General features: G+C 73.6%; 10 protein-coding genes. 6 read left to right on the top strand and 4 right to left on the bottom strand.

The annotated features are described in order from the left end of the window. Nucleotides 1-42: 42 nt before the first annotated feature. The gene (locus ACFCY7_RS12160; protein ID WP_376483724.1) at nucleotides 43-2,820 is read right to left on the bottom strand and encodes a glycosyl hydrolase; all 2,778 of its coding nucleotides are present in this window, start codon (nucleotides 2,818-2,820) and stop codon (nucleotides 43-45) included. Nucleotides 2,821-3,069: 249 nt separating this feature from the next. Here ACFCY7_RS12160 and ACFCY7_RS12155 point away from each other — a divergent pair, with 249 nt between their 5' ends. The 4 genes from ACFCY7_RS12155 to ACFCY7_RS12140 all read left to right on the top strand — a co-directional run bounded on the left by ACFCY7_RS12155 (nucleotide 3,070) and on the right by ACFCY7_RS12140 (nucleotide 7,905). Beyond that, nucleotides 3,070-4,374, top strand: coding sequence for an extracellular solute-binding protein (locus ACFCY7_RS12155; RefSeq protein ID WP_376483722.1), 1,305 nt, complete (start codon nucleotides 3,070-3,072; stop codon nucleotides 4,372-4,374). Between the two features lie 105 nt (nucleotides 4,375-4,479). Further along, nucleotides 4,480-5,445, top strand: coding sequence for a carbohydrate ABC transporter permease (locus ACFCY7_RS12150; protein ID WP_376483720.1), 966 nt, complete (start codon nucleotides 4,480-4,482; stop codon nucleotides 5,443-5,445). Next, nucleotides 5,442-6,383, top strand: coding sequence for a carbohydrate ABC transporter permease (locus tag ACFCY7_RS12145; RefSeq protein WP_376483718.1), 942 nt, complete (start codon nucleotides 5,442-5,444; stop codon nucleotides 6,381-6,383). The genes ACFCY7_RS12150 and ACFCY7_RS12145 overlap by 4 nt, the downstream gene beginning before the upstream one ends. A gap of 112 nt (nucleotides 6,384-6,495) precedes the next feature. Continuing rightward, nucleotides 6,496-7,905: a GH1 family beta-glucosidase gene (locus tag ACFCY7_RS12140; RefSeq protein WP_376483717.1), complete on the top strand. Its 1,410-nt coding sequence runs from the start codon at nucleotides 6,496-6,498 to the stop codon at nucleotides 7,903-7,905. 74 nt (nucleotides 7,906-7,979) lie between these two features. On the opposite strand, the gene ACFCY7_RS12135 is transcribed toward ACFCY7_RS12140, so the two are convergent. Next, the gene (locus ACFCY7_RS12135; protein WP_376483716.1) at nucleotides 7,980-9,353 is read right to left on the bottom strand and encodes a carbohydrate-binding protein; all 1,374 of its coding nucleotides are present in this window, start codon (nucleotides 9,351-9,353) and stop codon (nucleotides 7,980-7,982) included. A 92-nt stretch (nucleotides 9,354-9,445) separates the two neighbouring features. Beyond that, nucleotides 9,446-10,390 carry a LysR family transcriptional regulator gene (locus tag ACFCY7_RS12130; RefSeq protein ID WP_376483714.1) on the bottom strand — a complete coding sequence of 315 codons (945 nt, stop codon included), beginning with the start codon at nucleotides 10,388-10,390 and terminating at the stop codon, nucleotides 9,446-9,448. A gap of 179 nt (nucleotides 10,391-10,569) precedes the next feature. Here ACFCY7_RS12130 and ACFCY7_RS12125 point away from each other — a divergent pair, with 179 nt between their 5' ends. Then, nucleotides 10,570-11,235: a GPP34 family phosphoprotein gene (locus ACFCY7_RS12125; protein WP_376483712.1), complete on the top strand. Its 666-nt coding sequence runs from the start codon at nucleotides 10,570-10,572 to the stop codon at nucleotides 11,233-11,235. A gap of 58 nt (nucleotides 11,236-11,293) precedes the next feature. On the opposite strand, the gene ACFCY7_RS12120 is transcribed toward ACFCY7_RS12125, so the two are convergent. After that, nucleotides 11,294-12,727 (bottom strand): chondroitinase-B domain-containing protein, encoded by a 1,434-nt coding sequence (locus ACFCY7_RS12120; RefSeq protein WP_376483710.1) that lies wholly within the window; start codon nucleotides 12,725-12,727, stop codon nucleotides 11,294-11,296. Nucleotides 12,728-13,058: 331 nt separating this feature from the next. Here ACFCY7_RS12120 and ACFCY7_RS12115 point away from each other — a divergent pair, with 331 nt between their 5' ends. After that, nucleotides 13,059-16,775 carry a choice-of-anchor D domain-containing protein gene (locus ACFCY7_RS12115; RefSeq protein WP_376483708.1) on the top strand — a complete coding sequence of 1,239 codons (3,717 nt, stop codon included), beginning with the start codon at nucleotides 13,059-13,061 and terminating at the stop codon, nucleotides 16,773-16,775. Nucleotides 16,776-16,805 lie beyond the last annotated feature (30 nt).

Genomic DNA, 16,805 nt, shown 5'->3' with positions numbered 1-16,805 from the left:
GGGATGTCCCCGGGCCCGCCGCCGTCTCACGGGACCCGCGGGTCAGTCGTACGGGATGACGACCACGGAGCGGTCGGTGCCCGTCTGGAGCCGGGAGTCGCCGTTGCCGATGGCGCTCCAGACCTCCAGGCGGACCGTGCCGCCGCGCAGGTCGCCGAGCGTGCCGGTCGCCGCCTGCAGGCCGCGGCCCTGGGCGTACTCCTCCCAGCCGGTGACCGGGTCGGTCGCGAAGTAGTGGTACGTCTCCGTCCGGTCGAAGGTGCCGTCGCCGGTGAGGTCGTAGCTGATCCGGGCCTGCTGGCCGAGGCCGACGGCCGTGCCGGCGTCGAGCTGGAGGCGGAAGGCGGTGGCGCCGCCGGGCCTGAGGGTGCCGTTGACGCCCTTGATCTCGTAGACGAGCGGCCGGTAGGGGGTGCCGTCGTGGTTGGTGCCGTTCGCCGAGGCGACGGTGTCGCTGCCGGCGGTGGCGCCGGTGGCCGTGGTGAGCGTTCCGCCGGTGCGGAGCTGGAAGGTGTTCCCGGTGGACGGCTCGGGGTCGGGGTCGGGGTCGGTGCCGCCGGTTCCGCTGCCGGTGGCGGTGGAACGGGCGGGCACGGTCAGGGTCTTGCCGTCGGAGAAGGTGACCGTGCGGGCGGTCGCGCCGTGGTTGTGGGCGACGTAGGTGCGGGTGGTGCCCTTCAGGAAGACGGCGGAGGTGGGGAGGTTGCCGCTGACCGTGCCGTCGGGGGCGCCGAGGGTGTCGAGGGCGGTGAGCCAGTGGTAGGTGTGGGCCTTGGACTCGCCGGCCTCCGGGGTGTATCCGGCGTTCCCCGCGTCCCACTTGGCCTTGGCGGCGGCGGGGTCGGCGAAGGACTGGAACTCCCAGAGGATGTCGCGCCATTCGACGGCGGGGCCGCCGTTCTCCCGCTCCATCTCGGCGATGTTGCGCCGGACGGCGTCCTTGTGTCCGCCGAGGTGCAGCGAACCGCCGGTCACGGGGAGGACGTTGATGCCGTGGATCTCCTCGGGGTTCGCGGTCCACCAGGTGGAGTAGGCGGCGCCGCTGCCCCAGACCATGCCGGCGGTGTCGTGCTGGAAGGAGGCGGGGAAGACCTGCTGGTCGGCGTCGAACCAGTACTGGGCGATGGCCTCGCCCTCGGTGGTGAGCAGATAGGTGCCGAGGTCGCGCAGGGCGGTGTCGCCGGTGGCCGAGCCCCACAGGACGAGCGCGGCGCTGAGGTTGGTCGACTCGGAGGAGGACTCCTGGTTGTTGCCGGCGGCGAAGCCCTGGTGGCCGCTGGCCCAGCTGTGTCCGGCGTACACGTCGAAGCCGCGCAGGAAGGGGAAGGCGCCGTCGGTGCGGCTGGGGTTGGCGGTGTCGCGGACGAGCGTCCTGACCATGGCGCCCCAGGCGGAGTCGGCGGCCCAGGCGGGGTCGTACTGGGCGACGATCGCGGCGGCGTACACGTAGTAGCCGTAGTGGAAGTGGTGGTCGTTGAGTTCGGTGTCGCTGCCGTAGGAGGCGGGGTAGCCGGTGAGCGTCTTCCACACCTGGTCGTACGAGAACTCGTTGGCGCCGCCGGCCGTGAACCAGTCCTGGAGGCGGCCCTTCATGAGGCCGAGCAGCTTGTCGCGGATGGCGCCCTCGCCGATCTGGTCGGCGAGCGGGACCAGCTGGGCGAGCTTGCCGAGCGCCTTGCCGGTCCAGTAGGTGTCGACGGCTCCGGAGAACGGGTCGGAGGAGTTCGCCACCTCGTTCAGGTAGCCGCGCAGCCGGGCGGTGTCCGCGCCGGTGCCGCCGGGGAGGGCGGGCAGGGTGGCCGCGGCGCGCTGGGTGGTGGTGAAGGAGGCGGCCTCGCGGACCTTCATGGTGCCGCGGGGCGAGACGTAGGTGTACGGGGTGAGCGGGTCGGTGGTGTGCAGCCACTGATGGCGGTAGAGGGCCTGGAGGGTGCCGCGCTCGGTGCCTTCCTTGGCCTCGGTGGTGAGGCTGTAGGTGGCGCGGACGGTGCCCGCGTCGTAGCTCCAGTTCACGGTGGATCCGGTGACGAAGCTGTACGCGTACTTCCGGTAGGTCGCGAGGGCGTCGGTGGAGGGCAGGACGGCGACGGAGAAGTAGTCCTTGCCGCCGAGGCCGGCGGTGACGGTGGTGCCGGAGACGTTCCAGTCGGTTCCGCTGGGGGCGAAGAGGGCGTAGTGGTGGCCCGCGACGGTGATGCCGAGGACATTGCCCTGGTCGGCGAAGACGGCGGGCGCCTCGGCGGTGGTGATCCGGGCGTCGCCGCCGGTGCCCTTGGCGTACACGAAGGGCAGGCCGTGGCCGATGGTGGTGCGCAGGGTGCGGGAGCCGTCGGACCAGTAGGGGGTGACGGTCCAGTCGGACCAGGCGTCGGCCTTGGTGTCGGGCGAGTTCAGGCCGGTGAGGCCGAGGGTGAGGTCGCGTTTGTGCGCGTACTCGTACTGGCGGCCGTCGCCGACGACGGCGGGGCTGGTCGGGTAGCCGACCTCCAGGCCGCCGGCGACGGCCTGGTAGGTGAGCGGGTGGCCGTACATGGGGGTGGAGTACGGGTTGTCGCCGTAGCGCTGGAAGGCGAGGGAGGACCACCAGTCGTTGGTGGGGACCGGCTTGCCCTGGGCGGCGGCGGTGACCTTGGGGGTGACCGGCGCGCCGGTGTTGGTGGTGGGGCCGGAGGTTCCGGCGGGGCGGGTGTCGGAGTAGCTTCCGGCGCCGGTGGGGACGGTGGCGGCGGCCGCGGGGGCGGCGGCGGGGCCGAGTCCCAGGGCTGCGAGGGCGGAGACCAGGACCAGCGCTGCGGCCGGCCGTGTGCGGGGGGCTGGCATGAACGGCACCTCATGTCGTCGCGGAGTCGCGGTGAGCGAGCGTCTGAGAGCGCTCTCAGATGGCCGGAAACGTAAAACCCTTGAAACGAGTGTGTCAAGAGGTTGAACACACAGGCGAGTTGAGGCCGTGTCTCGTCCGTTACGCCTTCGAGCCTTGACGGATGAGCCGCTCCGCAGGCACGCTCCCTCCGCAAGCTTGAGAGCGCTCTCAATCGCTCTCGCTCGTTCCGGAGCCAAGGGAGGCTTCCCATGCCCATCGCCCGAGCCGCCAAGAGAACCGCCGTCCGCCTGGGGGCGGTCGCGCTCACCGGGGCACTCCTCGCCGCCTGTGGAGGTTCGACGGACGACACGTCCTCGGACGGCGCGGGCGGCAAGGTCACGATCACCGTGGACCTGTTCGGCTCCTTCGGATACAAGGAGGCCGGGCTCTACGCCGAGTACGAGAAGCTCCACCCCGGCGTCACCATCAAGCAGACGGACACCGAGGACGAGGCCGACTACTGGAAGTCCCTCCAGACCCGGCTCGCCGGTGGCGGCGGGCTCGCCGACGTCCAGGGCATCGAGGTCGGCCGGATCGCCTCCGTCACCCAGCAGCAGGCCGACCGCTTCGCCGACCTCAGGAAGTACGGCGCGGACGGGCTCGAGGACCAGTTCGCCCCCGCCAAGTGGGCCGCCGCCACCGGCAAGGGCGGCGAGGTCCTCGGCCTCGGCACGGACGTCGGCCCGGAGGCGATGTGCTACCGCACGGACCTCTTCGCGCAGGCGGGACTGCCGACCGACCGGGACGAACTGGCCAAGAAGTGGGCCACCTGGGACGGCTACCTGGACCTCGGCAAGCAGTACAAGGCGAAGGCCTCCGGCAAGCGCGCCTGGCTCGACAGCGTCGGCAGCCTCTACTCGATCATGATCGGCCAGGAGAAGGAGCGGTACTACGACGCCTCCGGAAAGCTGATCTGGGAGGACAACCCCGCCCTCCGCACCGCCTGGGACCACTCCGTCCAGGCGGCCCAGGACGGTCTGAGCGCCAAGCTCGACCAGTGGTCCCCCGCGTGGAACCAGGCCTTCGCCGCCGGCTCCTTCGCCACCATCCCCTGCCCCGCCTGGATGCTCGGCTACATCAAGGGCCAGGCCGGTGAGACCGCCAAGGGCAAGTGGGACGTCGCCCCGCTCCCCGGCGGCGCCGGCAACTGGGGCGGCTCCTACCTCGCCGTGCCCAAGGCCGCCGCGCACAAGAAGGAGGCGTACGAGCTGATCAAGTGGCTCACCGCCCCCGAGCAGCAGACCCGGCTCTTCGAGAAGCAGGGCAACTTCCCCTCCGCCACCGGCGCCATCGAGAAGGTCGCCGGCGCGAAGGACCCGTTCTTCTCCGACGCCCCGATCGGGAAGATCTTCGGCGACGCGGCGAAGGCGGCACCCGTCCAGGTCCTCGGCGTGCACGACCAGAACATCGCCCAGCAGATCACCAACGCCCTGAGCGAGGTCGAGCGCAAGGGCACCTCGCCCGAGAAGGCCTGGTCCAACGCGAAGAAGGGCGTCGAGAACACCATCGGCTGACGCGCCCGGTCGGCCGACCCGCACCCTCGGCCGACCCGCACCGCCGACCCTCGCACCGGGGGTGCCCGGCACCCCCGCCCCGACCTCTCACCGAAGGGCCGCACCGTGACCCTCACCGCATCCCAGGCACCGGCCCCGCCCGGCCGGACCGCCCCGCCACGGCGGCGGGGATCCGCCCGGCGGGCCTGGCGGACGTTCTCGCCGTACGCCTACCTGGCCCCGTTCTTCACCCTGTTCGCCGCGTTCGGACTGTTCCCGCTGGTGTACACGGCGTACGTCTCGCTGTACCGGGTGGAGCTCCAGACGCCCGGCGACATGCAGTGGCGCGGCCTCGGGAACTACACCGCGCTGCTCGGCGACGACTACTTCTGGCTCGCGCTGCGCAACACGTTCACCATCGGGGTGCTCTCCACCGTGCCCCAGCTGGTCATGGCACTCGGCCTCGCGCACCTGCTGAACTACCGGCTGCGCGGCCGCACCTTCCTGCGGACCGCGATCCTGCTCCCGTACGCGACCTCGGTCGCCGCCGCCACCCTCGTGTTCGCCCAGCTCTTCGGGAGCGACTTCGGGCTCGTCAACTACGTCCTCGGCGTGGTCGGCGTCGACCCCGTCGACTGGCAGAACGACACGGTCGCCTCGCAGATCGCCGTGTCGAGCATCGTCGTCTGGCGCTGGACCGGCTACAACGCGCTGATCTACCTGGCGGGCATGCAGTCCATCCCGCACGAGCTGTACGAGGCCGCCGCGATGGACGGGGCCTCGCGGTGGCGGCAGTTCTTCCACGTCACGCTGCCCGGGCTGCGACCCACGATCGTCTTCACCGTCGTCGTCTCCACGATCGGGGCGACCCAGCTCTTCGGGGAGCCGCTGCTGCTCGAAGGCCAGATATCGGGCGGCATCTCGCACCAGTACCAGACGCTCGGGCTCTACATGTACGAGCAGGGCTGGGGCTTCTTCCACCTGGGCCGGGCGGCGGCCATCGCCTGGGTGATGTTCCTGCTCATCGTGGTGCTCGTCGGGGTCAACGCCCTGATCGCGCGCCGCCGTTCCCGCAAGGAGGCCGGCCGATGACCGCGCCGATCGCCCCCGCGGCGGCCCCGGGGCCCCCCGCCCCCACCACCCCGCCGGCCGGCGGCCGCCGGGCTCCCCTGCGCACGGGCCGGCCGCGCCGCGGGGCCTCGCGGGCGGGGCGCACCCTGCACGCCGGCCCGGTCGCGTACGCGATCCTGATCGTCGCCGTCCTCGTCTCCGCGTTCCCGTTCTACTGGACGATCGTCGCCGCCAGCCGCTCCAACGCCGATCTGGCCCGGGTCCCGCCGTCGCTGCTGCCGGGCCCGAACCTGATGCGGAACTTCGAGGCGGTCGTCGAGGAGGCGGACATCGGCAAGGCGCTGCTGAACTCGCTCCTCGTCTCGGGCTCGATCACCGCGGGCACCGTGCTGTGCTGCACGCTGGCCGGTTTCGCCTTCGCCAAGCTGCGCTTCCGGGGGCGGGGCGCGCTGCTCGCGATCACGGTGGGCACCATGATGATCCCGCCGCAGCTGGGCGTCATCCCGCTGTTCATGCTGATCGCCGAACTGGGCTGGGTGAACCAGCTCCAGGCGGTGATCCTGCCGGGTCTGGTGTCGGCGTTCGGGGTGTTCTTCATGCGGCAGTACCTGGTGCAGTCGCTGCCCGACGAACTGATCGAGGCGGCCCGGGTCGACGGCGCGTCGACGGCCAGGATCTTCTGGTCGATCGTGGTGCCGGTGGCCCGGCCCGGCATGGCCGTGCTCGGCCTGCTGACCTTCATGGCGGCGTGGAACGACTTCTTCTGGCCGATCGTCGCCCTGACCTCCTCCGAGCCCACCGTCCAGGTCGCGCTGCGCCAGCTCGGCGGCGGCTACGTCCACGACCAGTCCGTGATCATGGCGGGCACGCTGCTCGGCACGCTGCCGGTGCTGCTCGTCTTCGGCCTCCTCGGCCGCCAGATCGTCGGCGGCATCATGCAGGGCGCGGTCAAGGGCTGACCCGCGGCCCGCCGCCGCCCCGCCCTCACCCCGGCGCCCGCACGCGCACGCGCACCCCGCACCTCCCCCTGCCTCTCCCCAAGACGTCTCACTCCAAGGGAGTTCCCGCCCCATGACCGCGCTCGACACCCGCACCCACACCGATGCCACGACCGCCCTCCGCTTCCCCGAAGGGTTCCGCTGGGGCACCGCGACCGCCGCCTACCAGATCGAGGGCGCGGCGGCCGAGGACGGCCGCACGCCCTCCATCTGGGACACCTTCAGCCGCACCCCGGGCAAGGTCCGCAACGGCGACACCGGGGACATCGCCGCCGACCACTACCACCGGGTCGACGAGGACATCGCCCTGATGCGGCGGCTCGGGGTCACCGACTACCGCTTCTCGATCGCCTGGCCCCGGGTCCAGCCGACCGGGCGGGGCCCGGCCGTGCGCAGGGGCCTGGACTTCTACCGGCGGCTCGCCGACTCGCTCCTGGAGGCCGGCATCCGCCCGGTGGCGACGCTCTACCACTGGGACCTGCCGCAGGAGCTGGAGGACGCGGGCGGCTGGCCGCACCGGGAGACCTCGTACCGCTTCGCCGAGTACGCGGGGATCATGGCGGACGCCCTCGGCGACCGGGTGGCGACCTGGACGACGCTGAACGAGCCGTGGTGCGCCGCCTTCCTCGGCTACGGCAACGGCGTGCACGCCCCGGGCCGGACCAGCGACCTGGCCGCGCTGCGCGCCGCCCACCACCTCAACCTGGCCCACGGGCTCGCGGCGCGGGTGCTGCGCGGCGCGCTGCCCGGCTCCGCCGAGGTGTCGCTGACGCTCAACCTGCACGCGGTGCGGGCCCGTTCGCAGGCGCCGGAGGACCTGGACGCGGCGCGGCGGATCGACGCGGTCGGCAACCGGATCTTCCTCGACCCGGTCTTCCACGGCCGGCTCCCCGAGGACCTGGTCCGCGACACGGCGGCGGTCACGGACTGGTCCTTCGTCCAGGACGGCGACCTCGCGGCGGCCGCCGCGCCGCTCGACTCGCTCGGCATCAACTACTACTCCCCCGCCGTCGTCGCCGCCGGGTCCTCCGAGTCGCCGTCGCCGTGGGCGGGCGCGGAGCGGCACGTCCGGTTCGAGCCCGCGCCCGGTCCGCGCACCGCCATGGACTGGCCGGTGGACGCGGACGGGCTGCACGAGCTCCTGGTCCGGCTGCGGGACGAGCTGCCCGGCGTACCGCTGGTGATCACGGAGAACGGCGCGGCGTACGACGACTACGCCGACCCCTCGGGCCGGGTGAAGGACCCCGAGCGGGTGGCGTACCTGCACGCGCACCTCGCGGCGGTGCACCGCGCCCTCGCGGACGGCGCGGACGTGCGGGGCTACTTCCTGTGGTCGCTCCTGGACAACTTCGAGTGGGCGTACGGCTACAGCAAGCGGTTCGGCATCGTCCACGTCGACTTCGCCACACAGCGGCGGACGCTCAAGGACAGTGCCCGCTGGTACGCGGACGTCATCGCCCGGGGCGGCCTCGCGCCGTCCTGAACCCGGCGGCGCGGAGGGGGCGCCGCGACCACCCCCCCGGGTGCGCGGCGCCCCCGGTCAGGGACGGTCCGGCGTCACAGGCGCTGCCACAGGGCCGGGACGTTCGGCGGCTCCCAGCCCGACTGGGCCTGGTGGCCCTGGAGGCAGCGGTAGCTCCCGCCGCCGTACGTGACCGTGTCGCCGGCGGCGTACACCTTGCCCGCGGCCCAGGTGCCGCCCGGCTGGGGTTCGCCGGGGCCGGGGCCCGGGCCCGGGTCGCTCCCGGTGGTCCTCAGGGTCAGGCCGTAGGTCTGGAGCAGCGGGTTCAGCGGCTGGAAGAAGGTGGTGCCGCCGCTGGAGCAGGTGCCGGAGCCACCCGAGGTGACGCCCTGGGCCTGGCTGCCGGAGATGTACGAGCCGCCGGAGTCGCCGGGCTCGGCGCAGACGGTCGTACGGGTCACCCCGGTGATGGTGCCCTCGGCGTAGGTGACGCTCGTGTTGTGCTGCTGCACGGTCCCGCAGTGCCAGCCGGTGGTGGAGCCGGAGCGGCAGACGGAGGAGCCGACGGGCTGGAGGACCGAGCCGGTCACCTGGACGTTGCCGCCGGAGCCCTTGACGTACGGGGTGGAGGTCCAGCTGGAGTTGGCCGCGACCCAGGCCATGTCGTTGCCGGGGAAGACCGAGCCCTGGAAGCTGCCCTGCGCCACCTGGTTGAAGCCGCTGGTGGTGGTGCCGGCGCGCCCGCAGTGGCCGGCGGTGGCGAAGCCCTGGGTGGTGCCGCGGGTGACCGCGAAGCCGACGGAGCAGCGGCCGCCGCCACCCATGTAGTAGGCGTCGCCGCCCCGGATGTCGTACAGCGGGCGCGGCGCCTCGGCCGTGCGGACGACGCGGACCAGGTCGCGCGGGACGCCGGTGGCCCGGACGAGCCGCGCCCCGGCGCCGGCCTTCGCCTCCTCGACGACGAGGACGTTGGCCCGGACGTCGACGTAGCGGACGGGGGCCTCGGCGGTGGCGGCCCGGTCGAGGGCCTCCTTGGCGCGCTCCAGGGTGGTCAGGCCGTGCGTGACGAGCCGGGCGCGCGCCCCGGTGGCCCGTATCGCGGCGGTGTCGGCGGCCCGGGTGGTGGCCACGGTCAGGGTGTCGGCCTCGGCGCCGTCGACCCAGGCCCCGGCGAACGTCCCGCCGAGGTCCTGGCGGAGCCGGGCGGCGGTGGCGCCGGCCTCGGCCTCGTGGGCGAGGCGGCGCAGGGCCTGCTCCCGGGTGAGACCCAGGTCGCGTCCCATGGCCCGGAGGAGTTCGGGCCGGGCGGAGGCCGCGCCGAGGGTCTGCGCGGCGGTGCTGACGGCGGGGGTCGGGGCGGTGTCCCGCGCTTGCGGGGCCGCGGTGGCGGGGCCTGCCTGGAGGCCGGCCAGCGCCATTCCGGCGGCGGCCAGCGCGGTACACGCCGCGCGGGCGTGTCGTCGGAGCATGGGTGTCTCCTCGGTTCTCGGTGGGGGATCTCCTGAGAAGGTAGGAGTCCCGACGAGGAGGCGGCAGCGGCCAGTTCGCCCCTGCCTCCGCGTTATGCCCCGGCCGCCGGAAGGTGCGGTGCCGGGGTTCCGCCGGCGCTCCGGGCCAGCGCGTCGGCGTGGGCGGCGCGGGTGTGGCGGAGGACGGCGGCGGCCCGGTCGGCGGCGCGGCCCTCGGGGTGCCAGCCCAGGAGGTGCCGCCAGACCAGGGGCGCGCCGGCCAGCGGGCGGGTGACGAGGCCGGGCGTCACGGGGAAGGTCGCCCGGCACAGGCCGACGGCCCGGCCGACCTGGACGAGGTGCACGCAGGACGCGGTGTCCGTCTCGTACACGCAGGCCGGGGTGAAGCCCGCGCGCACGCAGGCGGCCGCGAAGCAGTCGCCGAAGCAGCCGTCGCCCGGGACGTCGGTCCAGGCCTCGGCGGCGAGTTCGGCGAGGTCGATCTCGGTGCGGAGGGCCAGCGGGTGGTCGGCGGCCAGCATGACGTACACCGGGTCGCGGGCGACCTCCGTCCACGCCAGCCGGCCCGCCTCGGGCGCGCCGCTCTCGCCGCAGACGCCGACGAGGGCGAAGTCGAGCCGTCCGGCGACGACTCCGCAGGCGATCTCGCGCTCCGACCACGAGGTGTACGTGGTCACCTGCGCCCCCGGGTCGGCGCGGGCGATCCGGTCGACGAGTCCGCCGAGCAGCGGGCCGTGCGTGCCGCCGAGCCGGTAGCCCTCCGTGCCCTGGCGCGCGAAGCGCACCGCCTCCTCCTGCAGTTCGCACACGGCGGGCAGCACCACGCGCGCCCGTTCCACGACCAGGTCGCCGAGCGCCGTGGCCCGCACGCCGTCCCGTCCGCGCACGAACAGCTCTCCGCCCAGCGCCCGTTCGATCCGCTTCAGCTGCGCGCTGAGCGCGGGCTGCGCCAGTCCGAGGACCGTGGCGGCGCGCGTGAGACTCCCCGCGTCCGCGATGGCCCGGATCGTCTTGAGGTGTCTCAACTCCAAGTCCATACGTGGAGCTTGACGCCGGTCGCGCGATAGGTCCAGACCAGGCGGCGTACCGGCGTCCCCCTCCCCGTCGCTCCGCGGGGAACCGAAAGGATCTTCGTGCCGTCTTCCCGGTCGGAGGGCGGCCGGGGTCCCGAGGGACCGCCGGGCCGCCGAAGGCGGACGAGGGCAAGGAGCACGCGGTGACGGTCACGCTCGCGGAGGAGATCATGCTGCTGTCGCTGGACGACGCGACCGGAGTGGCGAAGGAACGGCAGTCCGCGGCCTGGGCCGTCGCGGGCGGGATCCTCCTCGATCTCGCCCTGGCCGGCCGCGTGGCCGTCGACGGCGGACGGATCCGGGTCACGGACCCGAGCCCGACCGGGGTTCCCCTCCTGGACGAACGGCTGCGCCAGGTGATCGTCTGGGCGGCCGGCAGGAAGCAGGCGCCGAAGGTCACCCAGTGGCTGACGAAGGACCACACCAAGGCCGTCCAGGCGACCGTCGACAGCCTGCGCGGGCGGGGCCTGGTCCACGCCGAGCAGCGCAAGGTGCTCGGGCTCTTCCCCGTCACCCGCTACCCGGAGGCCGACGGCTCGACCGAGCGCGAGCTCAGGGACCGGCTCCGGGCCGTCGTCCTCGACGGCGCCGAGCCCGACGCGCGCACCGCCGGCCTGCTCGCCCTCGTCCACGGCGCGAAGCTGCACCGCCTCGCCTTCCCCGACGTGCCCCGCAAGCAGGTCGCGCCCCGCCTGGAGCAGATCACGGAAGGCCAGTGGGTCGCCGAAGGCGTCCGGAAGGCGATCCGCGACATGCAGGCCGCGATGGCCGCGGTCACCGTGGCGACCACGGTGGCCGTCACGAGCTGACCGGTCGGATCCCCGGCCCGCCGTCCGCCGTCCGCCGTCCGGGGTGCCCCGCGGCCCGTCAGGAGGCGTTGGGGCCGACGTCGGCGGGGGTGAGGGGCCGGCGGAGGGGCGCGGTGGCGGCGTACTCGTCCGCGCCGATGTCGCGGGTGGTGCCGCGCGGGTGGCCGTCGATGTCCTCGGGGACGGGGACGCCGGTGAACGTGGCGGCGCCGATCGCGGGACTGTCCGCCGCCAGGCGGTGGATGCCGTCGGCGTCGGCCAGGAGGCGCGGGTCGACGCGCGTGTACCCGGCGGCGGGGAGGGTGCCGTCGGCGGCGGCGCCCCAGAGGATGTTGCCCTGCCAGGTGAAGCCGGTGGTGCGGCCCAGGGCAACGAGGCTGCCGGCGTCGCCGACGAGGAGGTTGTCGGCGACGACGACGTCCCGGGGTTCGTGCTCGCGGCTCTCTCCGGAGAGGGAACTCTTGTTGCCGCGGAGGGTGTTGTGGAGGATGACGGCGCGGTCGCACGCGTCGTTGCCGCGTCGCTGCTCGGTCGTCTCGCCGTCGGTGTGGTCGCGGGTGGTGCCGCTGCCGATGACGAGTGCGCGGCCGGTCAGGCCGGCGAGGTGGTTGTTCACGACGAGGTGGTCGTTGCCGTAGAGGCGGATGCCCTCCTTGCCGCCGAGGAGGTAGTTGCCCTCCACGGTGGTGCGGTTGCCGTGGCGCAGCACGATGCCGCCCTGGCTGTCGCGGATCGTGTTGTGGCGGACGGTGTTGTCGGAGGACTTCACCGAGATGGCCTCGGGGTCGCCGTCGCACCGCTCGAACAGGTTGTACTCCACGATCGCGTGGGCGCCGGACAGCGCCCGGCTGCTGACGCCGAGCCGGATCGACTCGCCGCCGTTGGCGCCGGTGTAGCCGTGGCGGGCGAAGTGGTTCTTGAAGACGTGGAGGCGCTGGGCGACGGCGGTCGTGCCGGGGCCGTCGACGACGAGGAAGATGCCCTGCGTGGTCCGGTCGTGGAACCGGTTCCGGTCGACCTTGGCGTCGTCGCCCTCCACGAGCACCCAGTCGAGGCCGGGTTCGTCGGCGAGCTGGAAGTCGTTGCGGGTCAGCCGGATGCCGGTGCTGTCCGCCGGGATCGCGAGCGTCTCGCTCTGCCGGAACGCGAAGCCGCTGAGCGTGACGTAGTCCGAGTCGCGGAACACGAAGCTGCGCTCGCCGCGCAGCACGGCGCCGCCCCGGGACGCAGAGACGATGGTGATGGGCGCGCCGGCGGTGCCCTTCCTGTCCGTGACGGTGAGGGCACCGCCCGGCGGGACGGTGTACGTGCCGTCCGCGACGACGATCCGGTCGCCGGCGACGGCCCGGTCGATCGCGCTCTGCAGCTCGGCCAGGGACGTGACCGGCGCGGGGGTCGCGGCCGGGGCCGCGGGGGCGAGCAGGGTGTCGAGCGGTACGGCGACCGCCGCCGCGCCGATGAGGGAGCCCGTGAGGAAGGTCCGTCGTCGCATGATGCCTCCTGGGGAAGAGAGGAGTTCGCGCGGTGCCCGTCGCGGGACGCCGTTCGCGTCCCGACCGGGCCGGACCCGGTGCGGGCCCCCACGGCCCGCCCCGGATCCGGCCTGGTCAGGACGGGACGCGCCCCACTCTCCCGCCCGCCGCTCACGTCCCGCTGACGTTCCGCTAACGCGCCCGGATCGGCACCGGACCCGGCGCCGATCGGGTGGACCTCGGGAAAGGGCGGGGAAAGGGGGGTGTACGTGCGGGGGACGGACGGTTCAGGATGGGGCCGGCGGAGCGAACCGGTCTTCGTCCTCGCGGGTCCACGTGAAGGTGGGGGAGATGACCGGCCGACGCAGGGCGATCACCCGGCTGCTGACGATGTCTCTGACGTTTTCCCTGACCGCGGGGCCGGCGACGGCCCTCGGCTCCCCCGCGCTGCCGTCCCGGCTCGTCGCCGACCAGACGACGATCTCGCACGACGACCTGCGCACCGGCTGGGACCGCGACGAACCGGGGCTCGGCCCCGACCAGGTGTCCAGTTCGGACTTCGGGCTGCAGTTCTCCACCCCCGTCGACGGCCAGGTCTACGCCCAGCCGCTGGTGGTGGGGCGGACGCTGATCGCGGCCACGGAGAACAACAAGGCGTACGGCATCGACGCGGCCACCGGCGGCATCGGCTGGACGAAGGACCTCGGCGCGCCGTGGCCCGCCTCGGCCGTCAGCTGCGGGGACCTGGTGCCGAACATCGGGGTCACGTCGACCCCGGTGTACGACCCGGTCAGCAACGCCGTCTACCTGACGTCGAAGGTGAACGACGGCCCCGACGTCCAGCACCCCAACTGGTACGTCCACGCCCTCGACCCCGCGACGGGCGCCGAGCGGGCGGGCTGGCCGGTCAAGGTGGCGGGCGCCCCGGTGAACGACCCCGGACGCGCGTTCAACCCGTACACCGCCGGGCAGCGGCCCGGGCTGCTCCTCATGGGCGGCTCGGTGTACGCGGCCTTCGCCTCGCACTGCGACCGCGGGCCGTACGTGGGCTACGTCATGGGGGTCGACACCACGACCCGCAAGACCACGCTGTGGGCGACCGAGGACGCGTCGGCGAACGGCATGGCCGGCGTGTGGATGAGCGGCGGCGGTCTCGTCTCCGACGGTCCCGGCCGGATCCTGTTCTCGACGGGCAACGGGGTCTCCCCCGCGCCCGGACCCGGCAACCGGCCGCCCGGCCAGCTCGCGGAGTCGGTGGTGCGGCTCGGGGTGAACAGCGACGGCACGATGTCGGCGCAGGACTTCTTCAGCCCCTCCAACGCCTCCCAGCTCGACCTGAACGACACCGACCTGGGCTCCGGCGGCCCGGTCGGCCTGCCGGAGCCCTACTTCGGCACCAGCCGGTACCCGCGGCTGCTCACGGAGATCGGCAAGGACGGCCGGCTCTTCCTCCTCGACCGCGACGACCTCGGCGGACGCAGCCAGGGTCCGGGCGGAACCGACAAGGTGGTCGGTGTGTTCGGACCGTACGAGGGGGTGTGGGGACACCCCGCCGTCTACGGCGGACAGGGCGGGTACGTCTACACGATCGGCAGCAACGGACCGCTGCGGGCCTTCGCGTACGGGCTGTCCGGCTCGGGCCTCCCGGTGCTCAGCAACACCGGGAGCAGCGCCCAGCGGTTCGGCTACACCTCGGGTTCGCCGGTGGTGACGTCGACCGGGACGAACCCGGGCTCGGCGCTGGTGTGGGCCGTCGCCTCCGACGGGGCGAACGGCGCCAACGGGCAGCTGCGCGCGTACGACGCCGTACCCGTGAACGGGGAGTTGCGGCTCCGCTGGTCGGCACCGATCGGGGTGGCGTCGAAGTTCGCCGTGCCGGCCACGGACAACGGGCGCATCTACGTGGGCACCCGGGACGGCCGTGTGATGTCCTTCGGCCGTCCCGCGAACTCGGCGCTGCACGGCGAGCCGGTGGACGCCGGCGACGTCGCGGTCGGCTCCTCGGGCACGGCCACGGCGACGGTCACGGCGACCCGCGACGTGACGCTCACCGGGGTGCGCACCCCGGCCGGCAGCGCGTTCTCGGCGGCCTCGGCCGGTCTGCCGCGCACGCTGCGGGCGGGCGAGACGCACACCGCGACGGTGACCTTCTCCCCCACGGCGCCGGGGGCCGACACGTCGGCGCTGACCTTCACCACGAACGTCGGCGACAGCGCGCTCGGCCTGACCGGTTACGGGACCCGGCCGGGTCTCCTCGCGTCCCCCGGCTCCCTCGACTTCGACACGGTCCCGACCACCTCCCGCAAGACGCTCGGCGTGACGTTCACGAACACGGGGACGACCGACGAGACCCTCTCCTCGGTCTCCCTGCCCGGCGGCCCGTTCGCCGTCGCCGATCCGCCGGCCGCGGGCACGGTCGTGCGTCCGCGCCAGTCCGTCACCGTGCAGGTGACGTACGCGCCGACCGTCGCCGGGCAGCACACGGGGACGGTCGCCGTCGCCGGCGGGAGCGGCACCGCGTCCGTCTCCCTGGCGGGCACGGCGGTGACCGGGCGGGCGGAGCTCACCATCACGCCCACCTCGACGGACTTCGGTCAGGTGCGGGTCGGCGAGTCGGTCACCAGGACCTTCGACATCGCCAACACGGGCAACATCCCGCTCACCATCACCAAGGCCAAGCCGCCGGCGGCACCCTTCCACGTGACGAACCCGATCAGCGAGGGCCAGGTCCTCGGTCCGGAGGACGTGGTCCACCAGGCCGTCACGTTCTCGCCGACGGCCATCGGAGCCGTGTCGGCCGGGTACGAACTCACCGCCGACGACGGGCAGGGGGCCCTGAAGGAGACGCTGACCGGTGCGGGTACCGCCGGCACCGTGGTCAACGTCCCGTCGCCCGGCGCGGGCGGCTGGAAGCTGAACGGCTCCGCGCGGATCTCCGGGAACGACCTCCAGCTGACCCAGGCGACCGCCTCCCAGCGGGGTACGGCGGTCTGGCCCGTGCCGGTGCTCACCGACGGTCTGAAGGCGTCGTTCACCACGGTGATCGGCGGCGGGACCGGCGCCGACGGCCTGTCCTTCTCGCTCCTCGACCCGGCCAGGACCACGCCGTCCGCGCTCGGCGGCGTCGGCGGCGCGCTCGGCTTCGGCGGCCTGCCCGGTGTGGCCGTCGCCTTCGACACCTTCCGCAACACGGGCGATCCGTACACGAACTTCGTCGGCGTCTCCACCGGCGGCACCGGCTCGTCCCTGACCTACGCGGCGACCACGCCGAACGTGCCGAACCTGCGGTCGGGCACCCACGCGGTCTCCGTCACGGTCACCGGCAAGACGATCGCGGTGTCCGTCGACGGCGTCGAGCGGCTGCGGACCACGGTGGCCTCGCTGCCGCCGACGGCGTTCCTCGCGTTCGGCGGCGGGACCGGCGGCGTGACCGACATCCACGCCGTCCGGGGTGCGGCGATCACCGCCGCCTCGTACGCGCTGCCGCCGCCCGGCCCCAACGGCTGGACGTACAACGGCAGCGCCGCCCTGTCCGGCACCTCGCTCGTCCTCACCCCCGCCACGGCCAACGCCAAGGGTTCGGCGGTCCAGGCCACTTCCGTGCCCTCGGCGCGGCTGCGGGCCCGCTTCACCGCCACCCTGTCGGGCGGCACCGGCGCCGACGGGCTCGCGCTGCTGCTCCTCGACGCGGCACGGGCGACGCCGACGTCCCTGGGCACCGGAGGCGGCGGGCTCGGCTTCAGCGGGCTGCCCGGGATCGCGGTGACCCTGGACACCTACCGCAACGGCAACGACCCGTCGGCGAACTTCGTCGCCGTGTCCACCGGCGGCACCGGAACCACCCTGCGGTACGCGGCGACCTCGACGAACGTCCCCGCCCTGCGGACCGGCAGCCATGTGATCGACGTGAACGTCACCGCGGCCGGGCGCCTCATCGTGCTGGTCGACGGCGCCCAGGTCATCGACGTGGCGATCACGCTGCCGCGCAACGTCCTCGTCGGCTTCAGCGCCGCCAACGGCGGTCTGACCGACCGCCACGCGGTCAGCGGGGTGCGGATCGGCTACTGAGAGGTCGCGTGACGCCCCCGGTGGCGGGCT

Origin of the sequence: Streptomyces sp. NPDC056361 (genome assembly GCF_042262805.1) — a bacterium.
Classification (GTDB): domain Bacteria; phylum Actinomycetota; class Actinomycetes; order Streptomycetales; family Streptomycetaceae; genus Streptomyces.
The sequence above is the reverse complement of the archived record's forward strand: the minus strand, read 5'-3'. Positions and strand labels throughout refer to the sequence as shown.